The sequence below is a fragment of the Streptococcus sp. oral taxon 064 genome (genome assembly GCF_001683375.1).
GTDB lineage: Bacteria > Bacillota > Bacilli > Lactobacillales > Streptococcaceae > Streptococcus > Streptococcus oralis_S.
Genome location: NZ_CP016207.1, coordinates 649300 through 674641, shown reverse-complemented (window position 1 = coordinate 674641; position 25342 = coordinate 649300). Strand labels below are relative to the sequence as shown.

27 protein-coding genes, 3 tRNA genes, 3 rRNA genes, 1 other RNA gene and 2 pseudogenes are annotated in these 25342 nt (G+C 41.7%); 35 read left to right on the top strand and 1 reads right to left on the bottom strand.

Annotated elements, in window-relative coordinates; genetic code table 11:
• Positions 1-7: 7 nt before the first annotated feature.
• From AXF18_RS03400 to AXF18_RS03285, 24 genes and pseudogenes are all read left to right on the top strand, one after another.
• A complete protein-coding gene (locus AXF18_RS03400) occupies positions 8-274 on the top strand; it encodes an RNA-binding S4 domain-containing protein (protein ID WP_001234975.1) in 267 nt (88 codons plus the stop codon).
• A complete protein-coding gene (locus AXF18_RS03395) occupies positions 267-635 on the top strand; it encodes a septum formation initiator family protein (RefSeq protein ID WP_000041922.1) in 369 nt (122 codons plus the stop codon). Before AXF18_RS03400 ends, AXF18_RS03395 begins: the two co-directional genes overlap by 8 nt.
• Before the next feature lie 4 nt (positions 636-639).
• Positions 640-762, top strand: a complete 123-nt coding sequence (locus AXF18_RS10200; RefSeq protein ID WP_000429344.1) for an SP_0009 family protein — start codon at positions 640-642, stop codon at positions 760-762.
• Positions 755-2023 (top strand): serine hydrolase, encoded by a 1269-nt coding sequence (locus AXF18_RS03385; protein WP_001224817.1) that lies wholly within the window; start codon positions 755-757, stop codon positions 2021-2023. Before AXF18_RS10200 ends, AXF18_RS03385 begins: the two co-directional genes overlap by 8 nt.
• Positions 2020-3283: pseudogene (gene tilS, locus AXF18_RS03380) on the top strand (tRNA lysidine(34) synthetase TilS). The gene AXF18_RS03385 and the pseudogene tilS overlap by 4 nt, the downstream one beginning before the upstream one ends.
• 4 nt (positions 3284-3287) lie before the next feature.
• Positions 3288-3830, top strand: coding sequence for a hypoxanthine phosphoribosyltransferase (hpt, locus tag AXF18_RS03375; RefSeq protein ID WP_065371477.1), 543 nt, complete (start codon positions 3288-3290; stop codon positions 3828-3830).
• A gap of 15 nt (positions 3831-3845) precedes the next feature.
• Positions 3846-5804: an ATP-dependent zinc metalloprotease FtsH gene (ftsH, locus tag AXF18_RS03370; protein ID WP_063641748.1), complete on the top strand. Its 1959-nt coding sequence runs from the start codon at positions 3846-3848 to the stop codon at positions 5802-5804.
• A 38-nt stretch (positions 5805-5842) separates the two neighbouring features.
• Positions 5843-6103: pseudogene (locus AXF18_RS03365) on the top strand (23S rRNA (uracil-5-)-methyltransferase RumA); the annotation flags it as partial.
• Positions 6104-6161: 58 nt separating this feature from the next.
• A tRNA-Glu gene (locus AXF18_RS03360) sits at positions 6162-6233 on the top strand.
• 231 nt (positions 6234-6464) lie between these two features.
• A 16S ribosomal RNA gene (locus tag AXF18_RS03355) occupies positions 6465-8011 on the top strand.
• 51 nt (positions 8012-8062) lie between these two features.
• A tRNA-Ala gene (locus AXF18_RS03350) sits at positions 8063-8135 on the top strand.
• Positions 8136-8257: 122 nt separating this feature from the next.
• Positions 8258-11158, top strand: a 23S ribosomal RNA gene (locus tag AXF18_RS03345).
• Positions 11159-11234: 76 nt separating this feature from the next.
• Positions 11235-11350: ribosomal RNA gene (rrf, locus tag AXF18_RS03340) — 5S ribosomal RNA — on the top strand.
• Together the 16S, 23S and 5S rRNA genes with 3 tRNA genes alongside form the textbook arrangement of a ribosomal RNA operon.
• 5 nt (positions 11351-11355) lie before the next feature.
• A tRNA-Asn gene (locus AXF18_RS03335) sits at positions 11356-11429 on the top strand.
• A 208-nt stretch (positions 11430-11637) separates the two neighbouring features.
• Complete coding sequence (gene comW / locus AXF18_RS10170; RefSeq protein WP_000939513.1) at positions 11638-11874, top strand: sigma(X)-activator ComW; 237 nt, start codon at positions 11638-11640, stop codon at positions 11872-11874.
• A 241-nt stretch (positions 11875-12115) separates the two neighbouring features.
• A complete protein-coding gene (locus tag AXF18_RS03325; protein ID WP_008293595.1) occupies positions 12116-13402 on the top strand; it encodes an adenylosuccinate synthase in 1287 nt (428 codons plus the stop codon).
• 200 nt (positions 13403-13602) lie between these two features.
• Positions 13603-14070 (top strand): tRNA adenosine(34) deaminase TadA, encoded by a 468-nt coding sequence (gene tadA / locus AXF18_RS03320; protein ID WP_065371475.1) that lies wholly within the window; start codon positions 13603-13605, stop codon positions 14068-14070.
• Between the two features lie 32 nt (positions 14071-14102).
• An RNA gene (gene ffs, locus AXF18_RS03315) (signal recognition particle sRNA small type) lies at positions 14103-14196 on the top strand.
• Between the two features lie 59 nt (positions 14197-14255).
• Positions 14256-14699, top strand: a complete 444-nt coding sequence (locus tag AXF18_RS03310; RefSeq protein ID WP_049549869.1) for a dUTP diphosphatase — start codon at positions 14256-14258, stop codon at positions 14697-14699.
• Between the two features lie 9 nt (positions 14700-14708).
• The gene (locus AXF18_RS03305) at positions 14709-15176 is read left to right on the top strand and encodes an isochorismatase family cysteine hydrolase (RefSeq protein ID WP_000796429.1); all 468 of its coding nucleotides are present in this window, start codon (positions 14709-14711) and stop codon (positions 15174-15176) included.
• A gap of 20 nt (positions 15177-15196) precedes the next feature.
• Positions 15197-16534 carry a DNA repair protein RadA gene (gene radA / locus AXF18_RS03300; protein ID WP_253678285.1) on the top strand — a complete coding sequence of 446 codons (1338 nt, stop codon included), beginning with the start codon at positions 15197-15199 and terminating at the stop codon, positions 16532-16534.
• Positions 16535-16606: 72 nt separating this feature from the next.
• Positions 16607-17101 carry a carbonic anhydrase gene (locus AXF18_RS03295; protein ID WP_025170864.1) on the top strand — a complete coding sequence of 165 codons (495 nt, stop codon included), beginning with the start codon at positions 16607-16609 and terminating at the stop codon, positions 17099-17101.
• A gap of 213 nt (positions 17102-17314) precedes the next feature.
• Complete coding sequence (locus AXF18_RS03290) at positions 17315-18283, top strand: ribose-phosphate diphosphokinase (RefSeq protein ID WP_000010174.1); 969 nt, start codon at positions 17315-17317, stop codon at positions 18281-18283.
• A gap of 119 nt (positions 18284-18402) precedes the next feature.
• The gene (locus AXF18_RS03285) at positions 18403-18840 is read left to right on the top strand and encodes a CoA-binding protein (RefSeq protein WP_000076504.1); all 438 of its coding nucleotides are present in this window, start codon (positions 18403-18405) and stop codon (positions 18838-18840) included.
• Positions 18841-18869: 29 nt separating this feature from the next.
• On the opposite strand, the gene AXF18_RS03280 is transcribed toward AXF18_RS03285, so the two are convergent.
• The gene (locus tag AXF18_RS03280; RefSeq protein WP_065371474.1) at positions 18870-19880 is read right to left on the bottom strand and encodes a YeiH family protein; all 1011 of its coding nucleotides are present in this window, start codon (positions 19878-19880) and stop codon (positions 18870-18872) included.
• A 151-nt stretch (positions 19881-20031) separates the two neighbouring features.
• Between AXF18_RS03280 and AXF18_RS03275 the strand changes: the two genes are divergently transcribed.
• The 11 genes from AXF18_RS03275 to AXF18_RS03235 all read left to right on the top strand — a co-directional run bounded on the left by AXF18_RS03275 (position 20032) and on the right by AXF18_RS03235 (position 25183).
• On the top strand, positions 20032-21201 hold the full coding sequence (locus tag AXF18_RS03275) for a pyridoxal phosphate-dependent aminotransferase (RefSeq protein ID WP_000366330.1): 1170 nt from the start codon (positions 20032-20034) through the stop codon (positions 21199-21201).
• A complete protein-coding gene (gene recO / locus AXF18_RS03270; RefSeq protein ID WP_000616143.1) occupies positions 21198-21968 on the top strand; it encodes a DNA repair protein RecO in 771 nt (256 codons plus the stop codon). Before AXF18_RS03275 ends, recO begins: the two co-directional genes overlap by 4 nt.
• A complete protein-coding gene (gene plsX, locus AXF18_RS03265; RefSeq protein WP_000717432.1) occupies positions 21965-22957 on the top strand; it encodes a phosphate acyltransferase PlsX in 993 nt (330 codons plus the stop codon). The genes recO and plsX overlap by 4 nt, the downstream gene beginning before the upstream one ends.
• A gap of 5 nt (positions 22958-22962) precedes the next feature.
• Positions 22963-23199 (top strand): acyl carrier protein, encoded by a 237-nt coding sequence (locus AXF18_RS03260; RefSeq protein ID WP_000136436.1) that lies wholly within the window; start codon positions 22963-22965, stop codon positions 23197-23199.
• Between the two features lie 443 nt (positions 23200-23642).
• Positions 23643-23786, top strand: a complete 144-nt coding sequence (locus tag AXF18_RS03255; RefSeq protein WP_049549867.1) for a class IIb bacteriocin, lactobin A/cerein 7B family — start codon at positions 23643-23645, stop codon at positions 23784-23786.
• Positions 23787-23800: 14 nt separating this feature from the next.
• Complete coding sequence (locus tag AXF18_RS03250; protein WP_033629144.1) at positions 23801-23950, top strand: class IIb bacteriocin, lactobin A/cerein 7B family; 150 nt, start codon at positions 23801-23803, stop codon at positions 23948-23950.
• A gap of 12 nt (positions 23951-23962) precedes the next feature.
• Positions 23963-24139 (top strand): hypothetical protein, encoded by a 177-nt coding sequence (locus tag AXF18_RS10135; protein WP_000793177.1) that lies wholly within the window; start codon positions 23963-23965, stop codon positions 24137-24139.
• Positions 24140-24288: 149 nt separating this feature from the next.
• Complete coding sequence (locus AXF18_RS10130; RefSeq protein WP_000661692.1) at positions 24289-24444, top strand: hypothetical protein; 156 nt, start codon at positions 24289-24291, stop codon at positions 24442-24444.
• A gap of 24 nt (positions 24445-24468) precedes the next feature.
• The gene (locus AXF18_RS10165; protein WP_049549866.1) at positions 24469-24681 is read left to right on the top strand and encodes a hypothetical protein; all 213 of its coding nucleotides are present in this window, start codon (positions 24469-24471) and stop codon (positions 24679-24681) included.
• Positions 24682-24760: 79 nt separating this feature from the next.
• A complete protein-coding gene (locus AXF18_RS03240; RefSeq protein ID WP_000722238.1) occupies positions 24761-24949 on the top strand; it encodes a hypothetical protein in 189 nt (62 codons plus the stop codon).
• A gap of 24 nt (positions 24950-24973) precedes the next feature.
• On the top strand, positions 24974-25183 hold the full coding sequence (locus tag AXF18_RS03235) for a hypothetical protein (protein ID WP_000869801.1): 210 nt from the start codon (positions 24974-24976) through the stop codon (positions 25181-25183).
• Positions 25184-25342 lie beyond the last annotated feature (159 nt).

Sequence of the window (25342 nt, the reverse complement as noted above, 5' to 3'; positions counted from 1 at the left end):
AATAAAAATGAGATTAGACAAGTATTTAAAAGTATCACGAATTATTAAGCGCCGTACAGTCGCAAAAGAAGTAGCAGATAAAGGTAGAATCAAGGTAAATGGAATTTTGGCCAAAAGTTCAACGGATTTGAAAGTTGATGACCAAGTTGAAATTCGCTTTGGAAATAAGTTGTTGCTTGTTAAAGTACTAGAAATGAAAGATAGTACAAAAAAAGAAGATGCAGCAGGCATGTATGAAATTCTCAGTGAAACACGGGTAGAAGAAAATGTCTAAAAATATTGTACAGATGAATAATTCTTTTATTCAAAATGAACATCAACGTCGTCGTTACCTGATGAAGGAGAGACAAAAACGAAATCGTTTTATGGGTTGGGTCCTTATTTTGATGATCTTGTTGTTTATTTTACCAACTTATAACTTGGCCCAAAGCTATGATCAGTTACTGCAACGACGTCAGCAATTAACAGAGTTGAAAGAGCAGTACCAAACTCTTAGTGATGAAAAGGATAAGGAATCCGCCTTTGCTGCAAAGTTGAAAGATGAAGACTATGTAGCAAAGTATGCACGCGCCAAGTACTATTACTCAAAGAAACGAGAAGCAATTTACACAATTCCTGATTTGCTTCCGAGGTAATGTCATGGAAAATTTATTGGAAGTTGTTGAGCAATTTCTAAGTTTATCAGATGAAAAATTAGAGGAATTGGCAACTAAAAACCATTTATTACGATTACAAGAAGAAAGGGAAGAGAAGAATGCGTAAGTTCTTAGTAGTTTTATTGCTACCTGCTTTTATCATAACCTCAAGAGTAGTTAGCACAGAAAAACAGCTTCCTTACTCTTCACAAGAAATTTATTATCTAACCGAGTCTGATTATGGATTCTACTATAAAGAAACTCTGGAATCCCCAATGGTATATGGAGAAACAGCTGTCTATGCTAATGAGGATCTTGTCAAGGAGTCTGGTAAATTGACTCCTGGAACCACCTTTAAAATAGTAGAATGGCGTTTGAATAGACAAGGTGTTCCTGTTTTTAAATTAGATAATCACCAGTTTATCCTTGCAGATAAGCGGTTGGTCTATGATCAAAGTCAAGTTCAAACTCAAAATAGACAAGTATGGTTGGAGCAGGGGTTTGTTATCTATAACAGTCCCTATGATGCGAAAGAAATTTCTTCAACCCTCTCTCCCTATCAACGCGTAACGGTGGATAGAGCTCTCTTTGCTGAGGGACAAGAATTTCTTCATATCAATCAAGTTGGGTGGGTATCAAAAGAGTTCACCTCAGAAGAAGACAATCGCATCCAGAAGGTTCAAGAAGTTTTATCAAACAACTATCAGAATGAAAATTATTCTATTTATGTTAAACAACTGAGTACAGCTAAAGAGGCTGGGGTGAATGAAGACAGCAAACTTTATGCAGCTAGCATCTTGAAACTAGCCTACCTTTATTACGCTCAAGATAAGATAAATCAAGGGGAATATACGCTAGACAGTAGCTTCAAGTATATCCCAGAAGTAAATAGTTTCCCTGGGTCCTATAAACCAGAAGGTAGTGGTAGCTTACCTAAAAAAGAAGATAACAAAGAATACAGTCTTCAACAGTTAATTACCAAGGTAACAAAAGAGTCTGATAATGTTGCTCATAATATTTTAGGTTATTACGTGACCAATCAATCTGACGGGGCTTTTAAAGAAAAAATGTCCACCATTATGGGCGAAGATTGGGATGTGAATGATAAACTGACTTCTTCAAAAATGGCTGGAAAAGTCATGGAAGCTATTTATAATCAGAATGGTTTTGTCCTAGAGTCTCTAGGTAAGACTGATTTTGACAACCAAAGAATCGCAAAAGGTGTTTCGGTTAAGGTAGCTCATAAAATTGGAGATGCCGATGAGTTTAAACATGACACTGCCATTGTTTATACGGATTCTCCTTTCGTTCTTTCTATTTTTACCAAAAATTCTGATTATGATACTATTGCTAAGATAGCTAAGGATGTCTATGAGGTTCTAAAATGAGGGACCAGGATTTTTTAAATCATTTTCTCCGAAAAGAGTATTTCAAAAAACATTCGTTTGTCTGGCGGATTGGATTCAATGTTTTTATTCCAGCTATTGTCTACTTATCAAAATGAGTTGGGAATTGAGTTGATTTTAGCACATGTCAATCACAAGCAGAGAAGTGAGTCTGACTGGGAGGAAAATGAACTAAGGAAGTTAGCTGATGCAGCTGAACTTCCTATTTATATCACAAGCTTTTCAGGAGACTTTTCAGAAGCGCGTGCTCGAGAGTTTCGTTATGATTTTTTTAGGAAAATCATGAAAGAGGTTGGAGCGACTGCCTTGGTTACTGCCCACCATGCAGATGATCAGGTTGAAACGATTTTGATGCGCTTGATTCGCGGAAGTCGGTTACGTCATTTAATAGGAATAAAAGAAAGTCAAGTAGTTGATGATATTGAAATCATCCGTCCTTTGTTGTATTTTCATAAAACAGACTTCCCACCAATTTTTCATTTCGAAGATCAAACAAATCATGAGAACAGCTATTTTCGCAATCGTATTCGAAATAAGTATTTACCAGAACTTGAAAAAGAAAATCCCCGCCTTAGATCTGCTCTTTTAAATCTAGGAAGTGAGATTTCAGATTACCAAGCAGCCATAACGGAGCTTTCTGAACAGATTGATGTAGAAGATTTGAATGAGCTCTTTTCATACTCAAAACAAACTCAAGGGGTCTTGCTCCAGAACTATCTCAATCAATTCCCAGACTTAAATCTTACGAAGTCTCAGTTTGATGAAGTTCTACAGATTTTAGCAAGGAAAAGCCAGTATCGTTATCCATTGAAAAATGGTTATGAATTGATAAAAGAGTATCAAAATTTTCGAGTTTGCAAAATCAGTCCTCAGGCTGATGAAAAGGAAGATGAACTTGTGTTACACTATCAAAATCAAGTTCGATATATGGGCTATTTATTTTCCTTTGGCATTCCTATTGAAGGGGATTTTGTTCAAAAAGTAACGGTTTCACGGGAAACATCTGTATATATTAGATGTCGAAAACCTGGCGATATTATTAGGCTGAATGGTTATCGAAAGAAACTGAGACGCTTATTTATAGATTTAAAAATCCCTATTGAAAAACGAAAAACAACCCCTATTATTGAGCAATTTGGAGAAATTGTCTCAATTTCAGGAATTGCGACCAGTGATTTGAGTAAAAACACGAAAAATGATATAATGAACACTGTAATTTATATAGAAAAAATAGATAGGTAAAAAGATGTTAGAACACGATATTAAAAAAATCCTCGTTTCACATGATGAAATTACAGAAGCGGCTAAAAAGCTAGGTGAACAATTAACCAAAGACTATGAGGGGAAAAATCCAATTCTTATTGGAATTTTGAAAGGATCGATTCCTTTTATGGCTGAATTGGTTAAACATATTGATACGCATATTGAGATGGATTTCATGATGGTATCTAGTTACCATGGTGGAACAGCAAGTAGTGGTGTCATCAATATCAAGCAAGACGTGACTCAAGATATCAAAGAAAGACATGTTTTATTTGTAGAGGATATCATCGATACAGGTCAAACCTTGAAGAATTTGCGAGATATGTTTATTGCAAGAGAAGCAGCTTCTGTTAAAATCGCGACTTTGTTGGACAAACCAGAGGGACGCGTTGTTGAAATTGAAGCGGATTACACTTGCTTTACTATTCCAAATGAGTTTGTAGTAGGTTATGGTTTGGACTATAAAGAAAATTATCGTAACCTTCCTTATGTCGGAGTATTGAAAGAAGAAGTTTATTCAAATTAGAAAGATTTATCTTTAATGAAAAAACAAAATAATGGTTTAGTTAGAAATCCATTTCTATACTTGTTAATTATCTTCTTCCTAGTGACAGGATTCCAGTATTTTTACTCTGGAAATACTGCTGGGCGAAGCGAAAAAATTAACTATACAGAATTGGTAAAAGAAATTACAGCAGACAATGTAAAAGAATTAACCTATCAGCCAAATGGCAGTATCATTGAAGTGTCTGGTGTTTATAAAAATCCTAAGACTAGTAAAGAAGAAACAGGAATTCAATTTTTCACTCCTACAGCTACAACAGTAGAAAGATTCTCAAGTACTATTCTTCCGTCTGATTCAACAGTTTCAGAATTGCAAAAACTTGCTTCTGAACATCAGGCAGAAGTAACAGTCAAACATGAGAGTTCAAGCGGTATGTGGATCAATATCCTTGTCTCTGTGGTACCGTTTGCTATTCTTTTCTTCTTCTTATTCTCTATGATGGGAAATATGGGAGGAAATAGTGGCCGAAATCCAATGAGTTTTGGACGTAGCAAGGCCAAAGCTGCTAACAAAGAAGATATCAAGGTACGATTTTCAGATGTTGCAGGTGCCGAGGAAGAAAAACAAGAATTAGTAGAAGTTGTTGAATTTCTAAAAGATCCAAAACGATTTACCAAACTTGGTGCGCGTATTCCTGCAGGTGTTCTTTTAGAGGGACCTCCGGGAACAGGTAAGACTTTGCTCGCTAAGGCGGTTGCCGGAGAAGCAGGCGTTCCATTCTTTAGTATCTCAGGATCGGACTTTGTAGAAATGTTTGTCGGAGTTGGTGCAAGTCGTGTTCGTTCTCTTTTTGAGGATGCAAAAAAAGCAGCACCAGCCATTATCTTTATCGATGAAATTGATGCTGTTGGTCGCCAACGTGGTGTCGGCCTCGGTGGAGGAAATGATGAACGTGAGCAAACCTTGAACCAGCTCTTAATTGAAATGGATGGTTTTGAGGGTAATGAAGGAATTATCGTTATCGCTGCGACAAACCGTTCAGATGTTCTTGATCCAGCTCTTCTCCGCCCAGGACGTTTTGATAGAAAAGTCTTGGTTGGTCGCCCTGATGTTAAAGGTCGTGAAGCAATCTTGAAAGTTCACGCTAAAAACAAACCTCTAGCAGAAGATGTTGATTTGAAACTAGTTGCCCAACAAACTCCAGGTTTTGTGGGAGCTGACTTGGAAAATGTTCTAAATGAGGCAGCCTTGGTTGCAGCCCGTCGCAACAAGTCAGTTATTGATGCTTCAGATATTGATGAGGCAGAGGACAGAGTGATTGCTGGACCATCTAAGAAAGATAAAACAGTATCACAAAGAGAACGTGAATTGGTTGCTTATCATGAGGCTGGACATACCATTGTTGGTTTAGTCTTGTCAAATGCCCGTGTTGTTCATAAAGTTACCATTGTACCACGTGGACGTGCAGGTGGTTACATGATTGCACTTCCTAAAGAGGATCAAATGCTTCTATCTAAAGAAGACATGAAAGAGCAATTGGCAGGTTTGATGGGTGGTCGTGTAGCTGAAGAGATTATCTTTAATGTCCAAACGACAGGAGCTTCAAATGACTTTGAACAAGCTACACAGATGGCTCGTGCAATGGTCACTGAATACGGTATGAGTGAAAAACTTGGCCCAGTTCAATACGAAGGTAATCATGCTATGTTTGGTGCACAAAGTCCTCAAAAATCAATTTCAGAACAAACAGCCTATGAGATTGATGAGGAAGTTCGTTCATTATTAAATGAGGCACGAAACAAAGCAGCTGAAATCATCCAATCAAATCGTGAAACTCATAAGTTGATTGCAGAAGCATTGTTGAAATACGAAACATTAGATAGTACACAGATTAAATCTCTTTACGAAACAGGAAAAATGCCTGAGACAGTAGAAGAGGAATCCCATGCACTATCTTATGATGAAGTAAAATCAAAAATGAGTGAAGAAAAATAAATTTAGAGAGGTTCAACCTCTCTTTTATGTTCTAATGTGATGGCTACCGAGCGGATGCCTTGATAGTCGATCCTCCTCGTACAGGCTTAGATGATAAGCTACTGGATATCATTCTGACCTATGTTCCAGAAAAAATGGTTTATGTATCCTGCAATGTTTCGACCTTGGCACGAGATTTGGTTAAACTAGTAAAAGTCTATGACCTCCAGTATATCCAGTCAGTCGATATGTTTCCCCACACTGCACGAACAGAAGCAGTGGTTAAGTTAGTGAAGAAAAGAAAAAATCAACTTCACTGAAAAAAGTCCTTGACAAAGGTAAAAAAGTAGGTATAATAGAAAGAGTTGAAAAGCTCAAGGTCCGTTGGTCAAGGGGTTAAGACACCGCCTTTTCACGGCGGTAACACGGGTTCGAATCCCGTACGGACTATGGTGTATTGCGGTTAAAAAAACTTGAAAAAAGTTTAAAAAATCTGTTGACAGAGACAGGTAGCTGTGATATACTAATATAGTTGTCGCTTGAGAGAGATTGAGTGACAAAGACCTTTGAAAACTGAACAAGACGAACCAATGTGCAGGGCACTATAACTGAAGTTATAGTACTGAACAATGAAAAAAACAATAAATCTGTCAGTGACAGAAATGAGTAAGAACTCAAACTTTTAATGAGAGTTTGATCCTGGCTCAGGACGAACGCTGGCGGCGTGCCTAATACATGCAAGTAGAACGCTGAAGGAGGAGCTTGCTCTTCTGGATGAGTTGCGAACGGGTGAGTAACGCGTAGGTAACCTGCCTGGTAGCGGGGGATAACTATTGGAAACGATAGCTAATACCGCATAAGAGTAGATGTTGCATGACATTTGCTTAAAAGGTGCAATTGCATCACTACCAGATGGACCTGCGTTGTATTAGCTAGTTGGTGAGGTAACGGCTCACCAAGGCAACGATACATAGCCGACCTGAGAGGGTGATCGGCCACACTGGGACTGAGACACGGCCCAGACTCCTACGGGAGGCAGCAGTAGGGAATCTTCGGCAATGGACGGAAGTCTGACCGAGCAACGCCGCGTGAGTGAAGAAGGTTTTCGGATCGTAAAGCTCTGTTGTAAGAGAAGAACGAGTGTGAGAGTGGAAAGTTCACACTGTGACGGTATCTTACCAGAAAGGGACGGCTAACTACGTGCCAGCAGCCGCGGTAATACGTAGGTCCCGAGCGTTGTCCGGATTTATTGGGCGTAAAGCGAGCGCAGGCGGTTAGATAAGTCTGAAGTTAAAGGCTGTGGCTTAACCATAGTACGCTTTGGAAACTGTTTAACTTGAGTGCAAGAGGGGAGAGTGGAATTCCATGTGTAGCGGTGAAATGCGTAGATATATGGAGGAACACCGGTGGCGAAAGCGGCTCTCTGGCTTGTAACTGACGCTGAGGCTCGAAAGCGTGGGGAGCAAACAGGATTAGATACCCTGGTAGTCCACGCCGTAAACGATGAGTGCTAGGTGTTAGACCCTTTCCGGGGTTTAGTGCCGCAGCTAACGCATTAAGCACTCCGCCTGGGGAGTACGACCGCAAGGTTGAAACTCAAAGGAATTGACGGGGGCCCGCACAAGCGGTGGAGCATGTGGTTTAATTCGAAGCAACGCGAAGAACCTTACCAGGTCTTGACATCCCTCTGACCGCTCTAGAGATAGAGTTTTCCTTCGGGACAGAGGTGACAGGTGGTGCATGGTTGTCGTCAGCTCGTGTCGTGAGATGTTGGGTTAAGTCCCGCAACGAGCGCAACCCCTATTGTTAGTTGCCATCATTCAGTTGGGCACTCTAGCGAGACTGCCGGTAATAAACCGGAGGAAGGTGGGGATGACGTCAAATCATCATGCCCCTTATGACCTGGGCTACACACGTGCTACAATGGCTGGTACAACGAGTCGCAAGCCGGTGACGGCAAGCTAATCTCTTAAAGCCAGTCTCAGTTCGGATTGTAGGCTGCAACTCGCCTACATGAAGTCGGAATCGCTAGTAATCGCGGATCAGCACGCCGCGGTGAATACGTTCCCGGGCCTTGTACACACCGCCCGTCACACCACGAGAGTTTGTAACACCCGAAGTCGGTGAGGTAACCTTTTAGGAGCCAGCCGCCTAAGGTGGGATAGATGATTGGGGTGAAGTCGTAACAAGGTAGCCGTATCGGAAGGTGCGGCTGGATCACCTCCTTTCTAAGGATAAGGAACTGCACATTGGTCTTGTTTAGTCTTGAGAGGTCTTGTGGGGCCTTAGCTCAGCTGGGAGAGCGCCTGCTTTGCACGCAGGAGGTCAGCGGTTCGATCCCGCTAGGCTCCATTGGTGAGAGATCACCAAGTAATGCACATTGAAAATTGAATATCTATATCAAATAGTAACAAGAAAATAAACCGAAACGCTGTAGTATTAAAAGAGTTTATGACTGAAAGGTCAAAAAATAAGGTTAAGTTAATAAGGGCGCACGGTGGATGCCTTGGCACTAGGAGCCGAAGAAGGACGTGACAAACGACGATATGCCTTGGGTAGCTGTAAGTAAGCGATGATCCAGGGATTTCCGAATGGGGGAACCCAACAGGTACTACCTGTTACCCGCATCTGTTAAGGATGTGAGGAGGAAGACGCAGTGAACTGAAACATCTAAGTAGCTGCAGGAAGAGAAAGCAAAAGCGATTGCCTTAGTAGCGGCGAGCGAAACGGCAGGAGGGCAAACCGAAGAGTTTACTCTTCGGGGTTGTAGGACTGCAATGTGGACTCAAAGATTATAGAAGAATGATTTGGGAAGATCAGCCAAAGAGAGTAATAGCCTCGTATTTAAAATAGTCTTTGTACCTAGCAGTATCCTGAGTACGGCGGGACACGTGAAATCCCGTCGGAATCTGGGAGGACCATCTCCCAACCCTAAATACTCCCTAGTGACCGATAGTGAACCAGTACCGTGAGGGAAAGGTGAAAAGCACCCCGGGAGGGGAGTGAAATAGAACCTGAAACCGTGTGCCTACAACAAGTTCGAGCCCGTTAATGGGTGAGAGCGTGCCTTTTGTAGAATGAACCGGCGAGTTACGATATGATGCGAGGTTAAGTTGAAGAGACGGAGCCGCAGGGAAACCGAGTCTGAATAGGGCGCCTTAGTATCATGTCGTAGACCCGAAACCATGTGACCTACCCATGAGCAGGTTGAAGGTGCGGTAAGACGCACTGGAGGACCGAACCAGGGCACGTTGAAAAGTGCTTGGATGACTTGTGGGTAGCGGAGAAATTCCAAACGAACTTGGAGATAGCTGGTTCTCTCCGAAATAGCTTTAGGGCTAGCGTCGACATCAAGATTCTTGGAGGTAGAGCACTGTTTGGGTGAGGGGTCCATCCCGGATTACCAATCTCAGATAAACTCCGAATGCCAATGAATTATGGTCGGCAGTCAGACTGCGAGTGCTAAGATCCGTAGTCGAAAGGGAAACAGCCCAGACCACCAGCTAAGGTCCCAAAATAATTGTTAAGTGGAAAAGGATGTGGGGTTGCACAGACAACTAGGATGTTAGCTTAGAAGCAGCTATTCATTCAAAGAGTGCGTAATAGCTCACTAGTCGAGTGACCCTGCGCCGAAAATGTACCGGGGCTAAAACAATTTACCGAAGCTGTGGATACCTTTATAGGTATGGTAGGAGAGCGTTCTATGTGTGAAGAAGGTATACCGTGAGGAGTGCTGGAACGCATAGAAGTGAGAATGCCGGTATGAGTAGCGAAAGACAGGTGAGAATCCTGTCCACCGTAAGACTAAGGTTTCCAGGGGAAGGCTCGTCCGCCCTGGGTTAGTCGGGACCTAAGGAGAGACCGAAAGGTGTATCCGATGGACAACAGGTTGATATTCCTGTACTAGAGTATGTAGTGATGGAGGGACGCAGTAGGCTAACTAAAGCAGACGAATGGAAGAGTCTGTCTAAGCAGTGAGGTGTGAATTGAGTCAAATGCTTAGTTCTATAACATTGAGCTGTGATGGGGAGCGAAGTTTAGTAGCGAAGTTAGTGACGTCACACTGCCAAGAAAAGCTTCTAGCGTTTAAACATACTCTACCCGTACCGCAAACCGACACAGGTAGTCGAGGCGAGTAGCCTCAGGTGAGCGAGAGAACTCTCGTTAAGGAACTCGGCAAAATGACCCCGTAACTTCGGGAGAAGGGGTGCTGACTTTACGTCAGCCGCAGTGAATAGGCCCAAGCAACTGTTTATCAAAAACACAGCTCTCTGCTAAATCGTAAGATGATGTATAGGGGGTGACGCCTGCCCGGTGCTGGAAGGTTAAGAGGAGTGCTTAGCGTAAGCGAAGGTATGAATTGAAGCCCCAGTAAACGGCGGCCGTAACTATAACGGTCCTAAGGTAGCGAAATTCCTTGTCGGGTAAGTTCCGACCCGCACGAAAGGCGTAATGATTTGGGCACTGTCTCAACGAGAGACTCGGTGAAATTTTAGTACCTGTGAAGATGCAGGTTACCCGCGACAGGACGGAAAGACCCCATGGAGCTTTACTGCAGTTTGATATTGAGTGTCTGTACCACATGTACAGGATAGGTAGGAGTCTATGAGATCGGGACGCCAGTTTCGAAGGAGACGTTGTTGGGATACTACCCTTGTGTTATGGCCACTCTAACCCGGATAGGTTATCCCTATCGGAGACAGTGTCTGACGGGCAGTTTGACTGGGGCGGTCGCCTCCTAAAAGGTAACGGAGGCGCCCAAAGGTTCCCTCAGAATGGTTGGAAATCATTCGCAGAGTGTAAAGGTATAAGGGAGCTTGACTGCGAGAGCTACAACTCGAGCAGGGACGAAAGTCGGGCTTAGTGATCCGGTGGTTCCGTATGGAAGGGCCATCGCTCAACGGATAAAAGCTACCCTGGGGATAACAGGCTTATCTCCCCCAAGAGTTCACATCGACGGGGAGGTTTGGCACCTCGATGTCGGCTCGTCGCATCCTGGGGCTGTAGTCGGTCCCAAGGGTTGGGCTGTTCGCCCATTAAAGCGGCACGCGAGCTGGGTTCAGAACGTCGTGAGACAGTTCGGTCCCTATCCGTCGCGGGCGTAGGAAATTTGAGAGGATCTGCTCCTAGTACGAGAGGACCAGAGTGGACTTACCGCTGGTGTACCAGTTGTCTTGCCAAAGGCATCGCTGGGTAGCTATGTAGGGAAGGGATAAACGCTGAAAGCATCTAAGTGTGAAACCCACCTCAAGATGAAATTTCCCATGATTTTATATCAGTAAGAGCCCTGAGAGATGATCAGGTAGATAGGTTAGAAGTGGAAGTGTGGCGACACATGTAGCGGACTAATACTAATAGCTCGAGGACTTATCCAAAGTAACTGAGAATACGAAGTGTGAGGTTTTCTTGGTATTTGATAGATATTCAATTTTGAGTAGGTATTACTCAGAGTTAAGTGACGATAGCCTAGGAGATACACCTGTACCCATGCCGAACACAGCAGTTAAGCCCTAGAACGCCGGAAGTAGTTGGGGGTTGCCCCCTGTGAGATATGGAAGTCGCTTAGCTTTTATCCGCCATAGCTCAGTTGGTAGTAGCGCATGACTGTTAATCATGATGTCGTAGGTTCGAGTCCTACTGGCGGAGTATAAATCGAAACGTTCAACTGAGCGTTTTTTTATTTATAAATATAGTGGACTGTTGAAATTTCAAATTTTAATTTTTAAATCTGTAATTACCTCTTTATTTTATTTATAGTTCGTTTAGCTTTAAATTCTTCTTTTATAGGATTTGAAGCTTTTTTAGTTCCTTTTTTTGTTAGACTAGTGTTACTAATAAGAAAGGGAATTTTTATATGCTTCAGAAATTTTATGATCGAGCATTTGTCTTTTTGAAACTAGTTGAACAAGAATATGCCTCTTTAGGCCAGAGTTGTTCAGAGTGGGAATCACTTCATCTCCGTTTTTTACTATATTACTTAATCCGATTTAAAATTAAAAGTGATAGGGACTTTTCTCTATATCACTTTAGAACAGCTTATCGTCTATATCTAGAGAAATTACTGCAAGGTGGTACAACTCTCATCCAATAGGAAGTATCTATATCATAATTACGAACGATTGTTGTGGATATATTTTAAAAAATATAGAATTAGCTTATAATCAAAGGTTTTTATATTTAGAAATGAAAGAATTTCCAAATCTTTTCTACTGTTTCTTCTTGATAAAATAGTGTTTTTTTCTTATAATAAATTGTAAGATATAATTGTGGGTGAAATTCCTGCCATGTATATGAGAAAGGACGAGCTCCTAGTAGCTCAGACGAATTTTATTATGACTTCAGTTGTTGTTGTAGGTACCCAGTGGGGTGATGAAGGTAAAGGGAAAATTACAGATTTTCTTTCAGCTAATGCAGAGGTAATTGCTCGTTATCAAGGTGGTGATAATGCTGGTCACACGATTGTGATTGATGGTAAGAAATTTAAGTTGCACTTGATTCCATCTGGAATTTTCTTTCCTGAAAAAATCTCTGTTATTGGGAATGGGATGGTTGTAAACCCTAAATCTCTAGTAAAAGAGTTGAATTATCTTCATGAAGAAGGTGTGACAACAGATAATTTGCGCATTTCGGATCGTGCGCATGTCATTTTACCATATCACATTGAATTAGACAGTTTGCAAGAGGAAGCTAAGGGCGACAATAAAATTGGTACTACAATCAAGGGAATCGGTCCAGCCTATATGGATAAAGCTGCTCGTGTTGGAATTCGTATTGCAGATCTTTTGGATAAAGAAATTTTTCGTGAGCGTTTGGAACGCAATCTTGCGGAGAAGAATCGTCTGTTTGAAAAATTATATGACAGTACTCCTATTTCAATTGATGATATTTTTGAAGAGTACTACGAGTATGGCCAACAAATCAAGCAGTATGTGACAGATACATCTGTTATCTTGAACGATGCGCTTGATAATGGCAAACGTGTACTGTTTGAAGGTGCTCAAGGTGTCATGTTGGACATTGACCAAGGAACTTATCCATTTGTTACGTCGTCAAACCCTGTCGCTGGTGGTGTGACAATTGGGTCTGGTGTTGGTCCAAGTAAGATTGACAAGGTTGTAGGTGTCTGTAAAGCCTACACAAGTCGTGTAGGAGACGGACCTTTCCCAACTGAATTATTTGATGAAGTGGGAGATCGCATTCGCGAAGTAGGTCATGAATATGGTACAACAACTGGTCGTCCACGTCGTGTGGGTTGGTTTGACTCAGTTGTGATGCGTCACAGCCGCCGTGTATCTGGGATTACCAATCTTTCATTGAACTCTATAGATGTTTTGAGTGGTTTGGATACTGTGAAAATCTGTGTCGCCTATGATCTTGATGGTCAACGTATTGATTACTATCCTGCTAGTCTTGAGCAGTTGAAACGTTGCAAGCCAATCTACGAGGAATTGCCAGGTTGGTCAGAAGACATCACTGGAGTCCGTAATTTAGAAGACCTTCCTGAGAATGCACGTAACTATGTTCGTCGTGTAAGCGAGTTGGTTGGTGTTCGTATCTCAACTTTCTCAGTAGGTCCCGGTCGTGAACAAACTAATATTTTAGAAAGTGTTTGGTCATAGGAGATTTTTAAGATTAGTTTAAGACAGGTTGGGTATACTGTAGACAGTTACAAGAAGACCTCCTAACTTGTTGTAACAAATATCCTAAACTTTTCTTTTTCATAATAATCTCCCTATTAAGTCACCGCATTCGGTGGCTTTTTTTGTGTTGAGAATCATGATATAATAATAAAATCGACAAGTAGGAAAAGAGAAGAACGATGAATTATACAGTTGAAGAAAAAGAAGCCTTTATGAGAGAGGCTTTGAGAGAGGCTGAGATTGCCTTAGAACACGATGAAATTCCAATTGGTTGTGTGATTGTCAAGGATGGAGAAATCATTGGTAGGGGGCATAATGCGCGCGAGGAGTTGCAACGGGCGGTCATGCATGCGGAAATCATGGCCATAGAGAATGCGAACCTGAGTGAGGAGAGCTGGCGCTTGCTGGATTGCACGCTTTTTGTGACCATTGAGCCTTGTGTCATGTGTAGTGGGGCGATTGGACTCGCCCGTATTCCAAACGTGGTCTATGGGGCTAAAAACCAGAAATTTGGCGCCGCTGGGAGTTTGTATGATATCTTGACAGATGAGCGTCTCAACCATCGTGTAGAGGTTGAAACGGGAATTTTGGAAGATGAATGCGCAACTATTATGCAAGACTTTTTTAGAAATAGACGGAAAAAATAATTTTTCTTTTAAAATGAATAGGAATGTGATATAATAAATAGTGGAGCAACAGTTCTGCGTGAAGCGGGTCAGGGGAGGAATCCAGCAGCCCTAAGCGATTTGAATTGTGTGCTCTTTTTTCGTGCTTTTTTCGAATAAATAAGATAAAATAGCCTAGAATAAATGATAATAGAAAAGAGAAAAATATGAAAATTCGTGGTTTTGAATTGGTTTCGAGTTTTACAGATGAAAATTTATTGCCCAAGCGTGAGACAGCTCATGCAGCTGGCTATGACTTAAAGGTTGCCGTGCGTACGGTGATCGCGCCAGGAGAGATTGTCTTAGTTCCGACAGGGGTTAAGGCTTATATGCAACCAACTGAGGTCCTCTACCTTTATGATCGCTCTTCAAACCCTCGTAAAAAGGGCTTGGTTTTAATTAACTCAGTTGGGGTTATTGATGGGGATTATTATGGCAATCCCGGGAATGAGGGACATATCTTTGCGCAGATGAAAAATATTACGGACCAGGAAGTAGTTCTTGAAGTTGGGGAACGTGTGGTTCAGGCTGTCTTTGCTCCATTTTTGATCGCAGACGGAGATGAGGCAGACGGCGTGCGGATGGGTGGATTTGGGTCAACAGGGAAATAGAGGAATAAAATGGCAGACTATTTATTAGTTGTAGACATGCAGTCAGATTATGTTGCTGTAGGAAAAGCATATCATGAAGAACTGACTGCAGCTGTAAATGACAAAATTGCTGCTTATCCCAGTGACCGAGTTATCTATATTCTCAATCGTTTTTTCTGGGAGAGAAAAGATAGAAAGAAGAAATTTGCGACCGGCTTGCTCCTTGTATCTTCTCGTATCTTTGAGAAGCGTCGGGCTTCTTGCTTTACTAATCCAGATTTAAAAGATTTTTTAGAGGGAAACGGTGCTAAAAGCATAGAGTTTATAGGGGTAGATGGCAATGGCTGTGTTAAGGCTTCCGTTTTGGCAGCTGTCAAGGAGAATTATCAGGTTTCTGTCGATTTGTCTGCTGTCGGAGTTGTCAACCAGAAGAAATTTCAAAATACATTGTATAAGTGGCGCTCTATAGGAGTTGCAGTAGAAGGAGAATCATCATAGCTAAAAAAAAATCAACTTTTATTTGTCAAAATTGTGAATATAATTCACCTAAGTATCTAGGGCGTTGTCCTAACTGTGGGTCTTGGTCTTCTTTTGTAGAAGAGGTTGAGGTTGCCGAGGTCAAGAATGCACGAGTGTCCTTGACAGGTGAAAAAACCAAGCCTATGAAACTGGCTGAGGTGACTTCCATCAATGTCAATCGAACCAAGACGGATATGGAGGAATTCAACCGTGTGCTTGGAGGCGGAGTGGTACCGGGGAGTCTCGTTCTTATCGGTGGGGATCCAGGAATCGGGAAATCAACCCTTCTCCTACAAGTTTCAACGCAGCTGTCACAAGTGGGTACGGTTCTCTATGTCAGTGGGGAGGAGTCTGCCCAGCAGATTAAGTTACGGGCAGAGCGCTTGGGTGATATTGATAGTGAGTTTTATCTCTATGCAGAGACCAATATGCAGAGTGTTCGATCTGAGGTGGAGCGCATCCAACCAGATTTTCTCATCATCGACTCTATCCAGACGATTATGTCTCCTGAGATTTCAGGGGTGCAGGGGTCTGTGTCTCAGGTGCGTGAGGTAACGGCTGAACTCATGCAGTTGGCGAAGACTAATAACATTGCCATCTTTATCGTAGGGCATGTGACTAAGGAAGGGACCTTGGCTGGTCCGCGTATGTTGGAGCATATGGTAGATACAGTGCTTTACTTTGAAGGGGAGCGTCACCATACCTTTCGTATCTTGAGAGCGGTCAAAAACCGTTTTGGTTCCACTAATGAAATTGGGATTTTTGAGATGCAGTCGGGTGGATTGGTTGAGGTGCTCAATCCGAGTCAAGTTTTCCTAGAAGAGCGTTTGGATGGAGCGACTGGCTCATCAATTGTGGTGACTATGGAAGGGACCCGTCCGATTTTGGCGGAGGTTCAGGCTTTGGTAACACCAACCATGTTTGGAAATGCTAAACGTACGACGACTGGACTTGATTTCAATCGTGCGAGTCTGATTATGGCTGTTTTGGAAAAACGAGCAGGGCTTCTCTTGCAAAATCAGGATGCCTATCTCAAATCTGCTGGCGGTGTCAAATTGGATGAGCCTGCCATTGACTTAGCCGTCGCAGTGGCTATTGCCTCTAGTTACAAGGACAAGCCTACCAATCCTCAGGAATGTTTTGTGGGTGAACTGGGCTTGACCGGAGAAATTCGGCGCGTGAATCGCATCGAACAACGCATAAATGAAGCGGCAAAACTGGGCTTTACCAAGATTTATGTACCCAAGAATTCCTTGACAGGAATCACTCCACCCAAGGAAATTGAAGTCATTGGTGTGACAACGATTCAGGAAGTTTTGAAAAAGGTCTTTGCATAATCCGTGACAAATCCTCTTAAAAATGATAAGATAGGAGAAATATTTGATTATCAAATTTTTGAGGAGGGAATCGTGTCGTATTTTGAACAGTTTATGCAAGCCAATCAGGCTTATGTTGCCCTACATGGGCAGTTAAATCTGCCACTTAAACCCAAAACCAGAGTAGCGATCGTGACCTGTATGGACTCACGTCTGCACGTTGCGCAAGCTCTAGGTTTGGCCCTTGGGGATGCTCATATCTTGCGGAATGCGGGTGGTCGAGTAACTGAGGACATGATTCGTTCACTGGTGATTTCCCAGCAACAAATGGGGACAAGAGAAATCGTGGTGCTTCACCATACAGACTGTGGAGCTCAAACCTTTGAAAATGAAAGTTTTCATGAACATTTGAAACACGAGCTCGGAGTTGATGTGTCCGATCAAGATTTTTTACCATTTCAGGATGTTGAAGAGAGCGTGAGAGAGGATATGCAATTGCTTCGAGAATCTCCACTGATTCCTGATGATGTGGTTATTTCAGGTGCTGTCTATGATGTGGATACAGGAAGTATGAGAGAAGTATACTAACTTTGTCTCGAAAAAATCTCACCCTAGCATAAAATCGATTGTTAAAATGTAGAATTTTTAGTTTTAATATAGCTAATATAAAATAGCATAAAACAAGGGTATAAATGTTTACTCTTGTTTTATTTTTGATTGAAAAATAAAGGAAAAAGCGCTACAATGGTAGATGGAAAATGTTGTGTAAAAACAAGTGATACATAAATACCGGAGGAAATCATGTCTTTTTCTGATTTAAAGCTGTTTGCCCTTTCTTCTAATAGAGAATTGGCAGAGCGTGTGGCGCAAGAAATTGGGATAGAGTTGGGGAAATCGACTGTTCGCCAATTTTCAGATGGGGAGATTCAGGTCAACATTGAAGAATCAATCCGTGGAAAACACGTCTTTATCCTACAATCAACTAGTTCACCTGTAAATGATAATTTACTTGAAATTTTGATTATGGTGGACGCATTGAAGCGCGCCAGTGCAGAATCTGTCAATGTTGTTATGCCTTACTATGGCTATGCACGTCAGGATAGAAAAGCGCGCGCGCGTGAGCCAATCACAGCAAAACTCGTTGCAAACATGCTAGAAGTTGCTGGAGTGGATCGTTTGTTGACGATTGATTTGCACGCTGCACAGATTCAGGGATTCTTTGATATTCCTGTAGATCACTTGATGGGTGCTCCATTGATTGCGGACTACTTTGAACGTCGTGGCATGGTTGGCTCTGACTACGTGGTTGTCAGCCCAGACCATGGTGGGGTGACTCGTGCTCGTAAATTGGCAGAGTTTTTGAAAACTCCGATTGCGATTATTGACAAACGCCGTAGTGTAGACAAGATGAATACCAGTGAAGTTATGAACATCATTGGTAAGGTAGAAGGTAAGACTTGTATCTTGATTGACGATATGATCGATACAGCTGGAACTATTTGTCATGCGGCGGATGCTCTTGCTGAAGCAGGTGCTGTTGAAGTTTATGCAAGCTGTACGCACCCAGTTCTTTCAGGGCCAGCTATGGACAATATCCAAAAATCAGCTATTAAGAAATTGGTTGTTTTGGATACCATCTACCTACCAGAAGAGCGTTTGATTGATAAGATTGAACAAATTTCGATTGCTCATCTTCTAGGCGATGCTATTATCCGTATCCACGAAAAACGTCCTCTTTCTCCTCTATTTTGTATTGAGAAAAAGATTTAATCTTTCACTTGAAGTAGACAGAACTCCTAGCAGGTTTCTTTTCTTGCTAGGAGATTTTTATAGTCAAAATCTGCAAGCCTTTTCAAAATATGCTATACTGAGAAAAAAGGAGGATTTCTATGAGTCAAGAATTTATCAATCCAAGTGATGGTGTGGTACGTCAGTATCTTGCAACCAGTAAAACGTTAGCGGTAGTAGGCTTGTCCGATCGTGAAGAAACAACTAGCAATCGAGTGACTAAGGAAATGCAGGCTCGGGGCTATAAAATCATTCCAGTCAATCCCAAGGCTGCAGGTGGGGAAATTTTGGGAGAGAAGGCTTATGCGAGTCTAGCTGAGATTCCTTTTCCTGTGGACATTGTCAATGTATACCGACGGAGCGAGTTTTTACCAGATGTGGCGCGTGATTTTCTCAAGGCAGATGCCAAGATTTTCTGGGCGCAATTAGGACTTGAAAATCTAGAAGCGGAAGAAATCTTACGTGCTGGAGGATGCGATGACATCGTGATGAATCGCTGTATTAAGAGAGAACATACTCGCTTAATTCTTGAGCAATAAAAAGGTAGCCTACTGGCTACCTTTTTGTATTATAAAGTACCAATCAATGCTTGCATGCCAAGACTGGTAAGGATGATGGCAATCCAGCAAAGGGCTCCAAGAAGAATGGATTTACCGCTGGATTTGACCATGGCTACTAGATTGGTTTTGAGACCGATGGCACTCATGGCCATGATGATAAGGAATTTGGAGAGTTGTTTGAGAGGGGTGAAGAAGCTACTAGACACGCCGAGAGAGGTGAGAAGAGTCGTTAAGAGAGAGGCTAGGATGAAATAAAGGATAAAAAGTGGGAAGACTTTTTTTAGTTGGAAACCCTGGCTATTTTTTTGTTGGCGACTTTGCCAGTAGGAGAGAAAGAGCGTGATGGGGATAATAGCCAGAGTTCGTGTGAGTTTAACAATGGTTGCAGACTCAAGGGTATTGGTTTGGTAAAGACTGTCCCAGGCACTGGCGGTAGCCGTTACAGAAGAAGTATCGTTGACTGCAGCTACTGCAAAGAGGGCAAAACCTTCATTGGATAGGTGAAGCCAGGTTCCTAGCGTTGGAAAGATAAGTGCTGCTAAGACATTGAAGAAAAAGATAACGGAGATGGCTTGGGCGACTTCTTTTTCCTTGGCATGGATAACGGGTGCTGTTGCAGCAATGGCAGAACCACCACAGATAGAAGAACCCACTCCAATCAAGGTAGCCAGTTTCGTGTCTAGCGCAAAGAAACGCTGGAAGAGGTAGGCAACGATTAAGGAAATCGAAATGGTGGAAAGGATGACGGGGAGTGAAGTTTGTCCAACTGCAAAGACTTGCGAGATATTGAGACCAAAACCGAGTAAGATAACGGCATACTGGAGCAATTTCTTGGAACTAAAGGCCAAACCTGCGTCTAGTTGTTTGTAGGGTGAGAGCCAGGGGTGGAGGAGCATTCCAGCAAAAATTGCAAAGACAGGTGCACCCACGACGGGGAAAAATCCTCCCAGGCACCAAGATACGATAGAAATGAGAAGGCAGGCCAAGATTCCTGCTCCATTTTTTGATAAAAATGACATATAAACCTCCGAAAATAAGCACTTATTATTATAGTCCTGTCGAGAAGAAAAGTAAAACAGAAAGTGAAAAATGTGGGTTTCAGATGGATTTTGCGGTCAGGGAGCTTTTGTAGTATAATAGTACTATGTTCTGTAAGCAAGGGGGATATCTATGGACTTAACCAAACGCTTTAATAAACAGTTAGACAAGATTCAAGTTTCCTTGATTCGCCAGTTTGACCAGGCAATTTCAGAGATTCCTGGGGTCTTGCGTTTGACCTTGGGGGAACCTGATTTTACAACGCCAGATCATATCAAGGAGGCAGCCAAGCGAGCCATTGACCAGAACCAATCCTACTATACAGGGATGAGCGGTTTACTGACCTTGCGCCAGGCTGCTAGCGACTTTGTAAAAGAAAAATACCAGCTAGATTATAATCCTGAAAATGAAATTTTGGTTACAATTGGGGCGACAGAGGCTTTATCTGCTACTTTGACGGCTATTTTGGAAGAGGGGGACAAGGTGCTCTTGCCAGCTCCTGCCTACCCAGGATATGAGCCGATTGTCAATCTAGTTGGGGCAGAGATTGTCGAGATTGATACAACTGAAAATGGTTTTGTCTTGACTCCTGAGATGTTGGAAAAGGCCATTTTGGAGCAAGGGGACAAGCTCAAAGCAGTTATTCTCAACTATCCAGCCAATCCGACAGGTATTACCTATAGTCGGGAGCAGTTGGAAGCCTTGGCAGACGTTTTACGCAAGTATGAGATTTTTGTTGTCTGTGATGAGGTTTACTCAGAATTAACCTATACAGGGGAAAATCATGTATCATTGGGAACTATGCTGAGAGACCAGGCTATTATTATTAATGGCTTATCTAAATCGCATGCTATGACAGGTTGGCGTTTAGGCTTTATCTTTGCTCCTGCAGCTTTCACAGCTCAGTTAATCAAGAGTCACCAATATTTGGTTACTGCCGCAAATACCATGGCGCAACATGCTGCGGTGGAGGCCTTGACGGCTGGTAAAAACGACGCAGAGCCTATGAAGAAGGAATACATCCAGCGTCGAGATTATATCATCGAGAAGATGACTACGCTTGGTTTTGAGATTACCAAACCAGATGGGGCCTTCTATATCTTTGCTAAGATTCCAGCGGGCTACAATCAAGATTCCTTTGCTTTTCTGAAGGATTTTGCTCAGAAGAAGGCCGTTGCCTTTATCCCTGGTGCCGCCTTTGGGCGTTACGGAGAAGGCTATGTGCGCCTGTCCTATGCAGCCAGCATGGAAACGATCAGAGAGGCCATGAAACGACTTGAGGAGTACATGAGAGAAGCATGATTCAGTCTATCACGAGTCAAGGCTTGGTGCTCTACAATCGTAACTTTCGTGAAGATGACAAGCTAGTCAAGATCTTTACCGAGCAGGCGGGCAAGCGCATGTTTTTCGTCAAACACGCTGGCCAGTCCAAACTAGCTCCGGTTATTCAGCCCTTGGTGTTGGCACGATTTCTCTTGCGAATCAATGATGATGGGCTTAGCTACATTGAGGACTATCACGAGGTGATGACCTTTCCCAAGATTAATAGTGATCTCTTTGTCATGGCCTATGCAACCTATGTGGCTGCCCTTGCAGATGCTAGTTTGCAGGATAATCAGCAGGATGCTCCCTTGTTTGCTTTCTTGAGGAAGACTCTGGAGTTGATGGAAGCAGGGATAGATTATCAGGTTTTAACCAATATTTTTGAAATTCAAATCTTGACTCGATTTGGAATCAGCCTTAATTTTAATGAGTGTGTCTTTTGCCATCGGGTCGGTCAGGCCTTTGACTTTTCTTTCAAATATGGAGCCTGCCTCTGCCCAGAGCATTATCATGAGGATGAGAGACGTTGTCATCTAAATCCCAATATCCCTTATCTGCTCAATCAATTTCAAGCCATTGATTTTGAAACCTTGGAGACCATTTCGCTTAAGGCCGAAATCAAGCAAGAGCTACGCAAGTTTATGGATCAACTCTACGAAGAGTACGTTGGGATTCACCTAAAATCAAAGAAATTTATCGATTCCCTAGCAGACTGGGGACAATTACTAAAAGAGGAAAACAAATGAAAAAAATCGCAGTAGATGCTATGGGGGGCGATTACGCACCTCAAGCCATCGTTGAGGGTGTCAATCAAGCCCTAGCTGACTTTTCAGATATTGAGATTCAACTCTACGGAGATGAAAGCAAGATCAAGCAATATCTAACAGCGACAGAGCGCGTCAGCATTATCCATACGGATGAGAAAATCAACTCAGACGATGAGCCGACAAAAGCTATCCGTAAGAAGAAAAATGCCAGCATGGTATTGGCAGCTAAGGCTGTTAAAGAGGGAGAAGCAGACGCTGTCCTCTCTGCTGGTAACACAGGTGCCTTGTTGGCTGCAGGATTCTTCATTGTGGGTCGTATCAAAAATATCGATCGTCCAGGACTCATGTCTACCTTGCCGACCATTGATGGAAAAGGGTTTGACATGCTAGACCTTGGAGCCAATGCGGAAAATACAGCCCAGCACCTCCATCAATACGCTGTCCTAGGTTCCTTCTATGCGAAAAATGTTCGTGGAATTTCGAAACCACGTGTTGGTTTGCTCAACAATGGAACAGAAAGCAGCAAGGGAGATCCGCTTCGTAAGGAAACATACGATTTGTTAGTAGCTGATGAAAGTTTGAACTTTGTCGGAAACGTGGAAGCGCGTGATCTGATGAATGGCGTTGCGGATGTTGTCGTAACAGATGGTTTCACGGGAAACGCTGTTCTCAAATCCATTGAAGGGACAGCCATGGGAATTATGGGCTTGCTCAAGACAGCTATTACAGGTGGTGGTCTTCGAGCGAAGCTAGGTGCTCTACTTCTCAAGGATAGTCTTAAGGGGTTGAAGACACAGCTCAACTATTCAGATGTTGGAGGAGCAGTCTTGTTTGGCGTCAAGGCGCCAGTTGTAAAAACTCATGGCTCAAGTGATGCCAATGCTGTGTACAGTACGATTCGTCAGATTCGTACCATGCTAGAAACAGACGTAGTTGCTCAAACTGCGCGTGAATTTTCAGGAGAATAAAAAAGATGACAGAAAAAGAAATTTTTGACCGTATTGTAACCATTATCCAAGAGCGACAGGGAGAAGACTTTGCCGTAACAGAGGCCTTGAGTTTGAAAGACGATCTAGATGCGGACTCAGTGGATTTGATGGAGTTTGTCTTGACACTAGAAGATGAATTTGGTATCGAAATCACTGATGAGGAAATCGATCAACTTCAAAGTGTAACAGATGTAATCGAAATCATTAAAGGTAAAATATAGCCGAAAGCAACATGCAAGTCATGTTGTTTTTTATTTGCAGAAAAAAGAAAAACGTTAAAATTTTTAGTAGAAATTGCGAATAAAGAGACGAGAAAGAAAAAGGAGGAACGTTTATGTATGTTACCGGTTTTTATCCCTGGTTCATTAAGTGGTTTTTAAAATAAAAGTAAAATAGCTGTTCATTTTCGAATTGTTTTTCGAATAGATAGGTAAGAAGAAAAGGAAGGAGACTACGCGATGTATTTACCAATCTTATTGCCATGGTTTATCAAATGGTATTTAAAATAAATGAAATTTACCTGTTCATTTTAAATCACTTCTCGAATAGATAAGTGAGAAGAAAAGGAAGGAGATAAGGAAATGATTTCAGTAATTTACCCATTCTGGTTTTTAAAATGGTTTAAAGCCTAGAAACCGTAAACTAAAAATAAAGGAGAAAACAAATGACAAATTTTGACAACATGGAACAGAACTTTGTAACTCTTACAGAAGAAGAGTTGACGGATGTGAATGGGGGCTCGGTTACCGCTGTAGTTGTAGGAGGTGTCTTACTAATTGGTGGTATTGCTTGGGGCTATTTTATGTAATAAGGAGAGAAAAAATGAATTTAAATAAATGGACAGAATTGACAGAAGAAGAATTGATGAATACAGAAGGTGGATTAATTACCATAGCCACGATTGCTGGAGGAGTAGCAATTTTCCTTGGTGGTCGATTAATTGGTCAAGATTTAAAACGTAAATTTGGATAAAAGTAGACTTGTATGAAAAATCTAAAAAATGTAATGGGAGCAGTTCTAATTATTTTTGGAGTGCTTTGCATATTGGGAGATTTAAATGTAATCACCTTTAATGTTGAAAAATATTTCCAAACAGAATTAGTTGTTCCGATCCTTATTTTGATGATGAGTTACTTGGATTTAGCTAAAGACAAGGTTTAAAGAGAACTATTTTTAGTGTATGGCAACTGCTATTGAATAGTCATCTTTTAGTTATTATCAATGAAATAAGAACTAATTTAGGAATAGTAGGGATTTTGGTTGGAGTAGCTATTGGATTAGCCAGTATTATTTAAAAAGGAGAGAGAAAAATGAAAGAAATGGATAAAAAATTTGATATCATGACAGAAGAAGATTTGGCTCTTACTGAAGGAGGCTTCATTGTCACTACTTCCACAGCAATAGCTTGGGGTGTATTAGGAGTAGCTGCTTATATGTATGGGCGTTATCTAGGAAGTAGACGTTAATCTAAATATAGAAGTAAATTAACTATGAATCGTAACCTAAATCTCAATACATTGTTACCTAAGCTAGCCACTATACTTCCTTTGTTAGGAATAGGTCTTAATCTTACGCTTCATCTAATTCGTACGGGTTCGCTAGTATCTTTTGATTGGCAATGGAGTTTAATAGGTTTGATTGCTGCAGGTTATTTTGGTATTTTTTGTAAGAATTTGAAGAAAAATAATCGAAACTATAAATGATGAATCTGAATGGAAAGGATTTTGTGCATGTAAATGGCGGAGTTTCCCGCCTTTCTTATCAGTTAAATAGGAGTCTGCTATGAAAAAAATCTTATTAGGATTTGCTGAGGGGTATTTTGTCGTATCGATTATTCTTTATATCGCAACGTATTTGATTATGAAAAATCCGATCAATACTCTGTTTTATCCAGAAACCTATCCAATTCTGCTTGGTCTGTTTTATGTAGGATACAAGTACAAAACAAAAGAAAGTACGATTGGAAATTGATGAACCATCAGATCGGAGTTTGAGATGAAAGTTGTTCAATTACTACAAAAAGCTTGGTCAGAGTTTATTGTATTGTTTAGCTCTATAGCTTATCTAATGATTAGAATTGTGGCTGATGTAAACAAAATAAATCTACCTACGTGGTTTGAATGTTTTGATATACCTACGATTTCATTATTTTTGATGACATTTATCTCACTTTATAGAAGTAAAGAGAATATCATTTCAGAATAGTTTATTTCTGGACGTTCATTTTTTAACGGTTACTTTAAACAGGCAGAACTTTTGTTCTGCTTTTTTACATTTAAATGATAGTTTATGCTTTTTAAAGTGCGTTTTAGGCGCGAAAATGGTTTATTTGGGAATATTCTCCTGTTTTTATCCTTATTTGGT

Coding starts and splice junctions, on each gene's coding strand:
- AXF18_RS03400 (WP_001234975.1), top strand. CDS start 8: ATGAGATTAGACAAGTATTTAAAAGTATCACGAATTATTAAGCGCCGT.
- AXF18_RS03395 (WP_000041922.1), top strand. CDS start 267: ATGTCTAAAAATATTGTACAGATGAATAATTCTTTTATTCAAAATGAA.
- AXF18_RS10200 (WP_000429344.1), top strand. CDS start 640: ATGGAAAATTTATTGGAAGTTGTTGAGCAATTTCTAAGTTTATCAGAT.
- AXF18_RS03385 (WP_001224817.1), top strand. CDS start 755: ATGCGTAAGTTCTTAGTAGTTTTATTGCTACCTGCTTTTATCATAACC.
- hpt (WP_065371477.1), top strand. CDS start 3,288: ATGTTAGAACACGATATTAAAAAAATCCTCGTTTCACATGATGAAATT.
- ftsH (WP_063641748.1), top strand. CDS start 3,846: ATGAAAAAACAAAATAATGGTTTAGTTAGAAATCCATTTCTATACTTG.
- comW (WP_000939513.1), top strand. CDS start 11,638: ATGCTTCAGAAATTTTATGATCGAGCATTTGTCTTTTTGAAACTAGTT.
- AXF18_RS03325 (WP_008293595.1), top strand. CDS start 12,116: ATGACTTCAGTTGTTGTTGTAGGTACCCAGTGGGGTGATGAAGGTAAA.
- tadA (WP_065371475.1), top strand. CDS start 13,603: ATGAATTATACAGTTGAAGAAAAAGAAGCCTTTATGAGAGAGGCTTTG.
- AXF18_RS03310 (WP_049549869.1), top strand. CDS start 14,256: ATGAAAATTCGTGGTTTTGAATTGGTTTCGAGTTTTACAGATGAAAAT.
- AXF18_RS03305 (WP_000796429.1), top strand. CDS start 14,709: ATGGCAGACTATTTATTAGTTGTAGACATGCAGTCAGATTATGTTGCT.
- AXF18_RS03290 (WP_000010174.1), top strand. CDS start 17,315: ATGTCTTTTTCTGATTTAAAGCTGTTTGCCCTTTCTTCTAATAGAGAA.
- AXF18_RS03285 (WP_000076504.1), top strand. CDS start 18,403: ATGAGTCAAGAATTTATCAATCCAAGTGATGGTGTGGTACGTCAGTAT.
- AXF18_RS03280 (WP_065371474.1), bottom strand. CDS start 19,880: ATGTCATTTTTATCAAAAAATGGAGCAGGAATCTTGGCCTGCCTTCTC.
- AXF18_RS03275 (WP_000366330.1), top strand. CDS start 20,032: ATGGACTTAACCAAACGCTTTAATAAACAGTTAGACAAGATTCAAGTT.
- recO (WP_000616143.1), top strand. CDS start 21,198: ATGATTCAGTCTATCACGAGTCAAGGCTTGGTGCTCTACAATCGTAAC.
- plsX (WP_000717432.1), top strand. CDS start 21,965: ATGAAAAAAATCGCAGTAGATGCTATGGGGGGCGATTACGCACCTCAA.
- AXF18_RS03260 (WP_000136436.1), top strand. CDS start 22,963: ATGACAGAAAAAGAAATTTTTGACCGTATTGTAACCATTATCCAAGAG.
- AXF18_RS03255 (WP_049549867.1), top strand. CDS start 23,643: ATGACAAATTTTGACAACATGGAACAGAACTTTGTAACTCTTACAGAA.
- AXF18_RS03250 (WP_033629144.1), top strand. CDS start 23,801: ATGAATTTAAATAAATGGACAGAATTGACAGAAGAAGAATTGATGAAT.
- AXF18_RS10135 (WP_000793177.1), top strand. CDS start 23,963: ATGAAAAATCTAAAAAATGTAATGGGAGCAGTTCTAATTATTTTTGGA.
- AXF18_RS10130 (WP_000661692.1), top strand. CDS start 24,289: ATGAAAGAAATGGATAAAAAATTTGATATCATGACAGAAGAAGATTTG.
- AXF18_RS10165 (WP_049549866.1), top strand. CDS start 24,469: ATGAATCGTAACCTAAATCTCAATACATTGTTACCTAAGCTAGCCACT.
- AXF18_RS03240 (WP_000722238.1), top strand. CDS start 24,761: ATGAAAAAAATCTTATTAGGATTTGCTGAGGGGTATTTTGTCGTATCG.
- AXF18_RS03235 (WP_000869801.1), top strand. CDS start 24,974: ATGAAAGTTGTTCAATTACTACAAAAAGCTTGGTCAGAGTTTATTGTA.